The organism is Streptomyces sp. CLV115 (assembly GCF_038448545.1).
GTDB lineage: Bacteria > Actinomycetota > Actinomycetes > Streptomycetales > Streptomycetaceae > Streptomyces > Streptomyces sanglieri.
Genome location: NZ_JBCEWQ010000353.1, coordinates 1 through 1,241, shown reverse-complemented (window position 1 = coordinate 1,241; position 1,241 = coordinate 1). Strand labels below are relative to the sequence as shown.

General features: G+C 77.6%; 1 pseudogene. It reads left to right on the top strand.

Going from position 1 to position 1,241, the window contains the following annotated elements:
* Nucleotides 1–741 (top strand): annotated as a pseudogene (locus AADR41_RS42100) (hypothetical protein); the annotation flags it as partial.
* Nucleotides 742–1,241: the final 500 nt, after the last annotated feature.

Below are 1,241 nucleotides of genomic sequence, written 5' to 3'. Positions count from 1 at the left end.
GATGCCCCCGATGCCCCCGATGCGCCCGAGGTGTCCGGCGTACCCGGGGCACGGGGCGGCGGCCGGGTGCCGTCGCCGCCGCACATGGCCGGTACGGACGAGCTGGGTCCGTCCGGGAGCGAGCCCGACTGGTGGCGGGTCGAGCCGGGGCCGTTCGGCGAGGGGGTCGACGTACCGGGGTTCGTCGGCGGTGTCGAGATCCCGGACATGATGCAGCCGCCCCCGTCCCGGGAGGCGGTGCCGCGCCCGCGCAAGGCGGAGAACGGACCGGCGGACGGTGACGGTGACGCGGACGGGGCCGAGGACGCCGCCCCGGAGGAGGACGAGGAGGAGGCGCCCAGGCGGCGCCGGCTTCCGGGACTGCGCCGCCGCGCGCCGCGCGAGCGCGGGGCGGGCGGCCACGGCTTCTCCCACCCGCTGCTGCTGCTCGCCGCCCTGCTGCTGGTGGCGGGTGTGGTGACGGGCTCCTGGCTGGCCCTGGCGGGTGGCTGGCTCCTCGCGTACAGCTCGCGCACGATGTCCCGCGCGGAAGCGAAGTGGGCCGCGATGGGCCTGCCGGGCGTGGTCGCGGCGGGCGCCCTGGTCTGGCTGTGGGGCAGGACCGAAGGCCGCTGGGGCGAGCCCATCGGGACCGGTCAGCTGGGCGACGCGATCGGCGAGATGTGGCCGTGGGTGGTGCGGGGGGCGGCCGTCGCCTCCGCGCTCTACCTGGTGTGGCGATCACGGCGACCACGCACCTGACGCCTGACGCCTGACGCCCGATGCCCGATTCCCGACGCCTGACGGGCGCCGGGCCGTTGGCCGTCGGCCGTGCGTCTGCGGACCGGGCGCCGGGGTGTTCGTCGTCGGCCGTGGGTCTGACGCCCGCGCCGGGATGCTCGTTGTCGGCCGCCGGGTACGGCTGGTCGTCGTCCGTAATCCGTCCGGGCGGGGCTGTTCGCCGCCGTCCGTGCGTCTGACGCTCGCGCCGGGCCGTACGCCTCGGCCGTGCGCCTGACGACCGGGCGCCGGGCTGTTCGTCGTCGGCCGCCGGGTACGGCTGGTCGTCGTCCGTAATCCGTCCGGGCGGGGCCGTTCACCGCCGTCCGTGCGTCTGACGCTCGCGCCGGGCCGTACGCCTCGGCCGTGCGCCTGACGACCGGGCGCCGGGCCGTCCGTTGTCGGCCGCCGGGCACAGCCGGTCGTCGCCCGTAAGCGTCCGGCCCGAGCCGATCCCTCCGGCCCCCGCTCCGGCCCCCGCT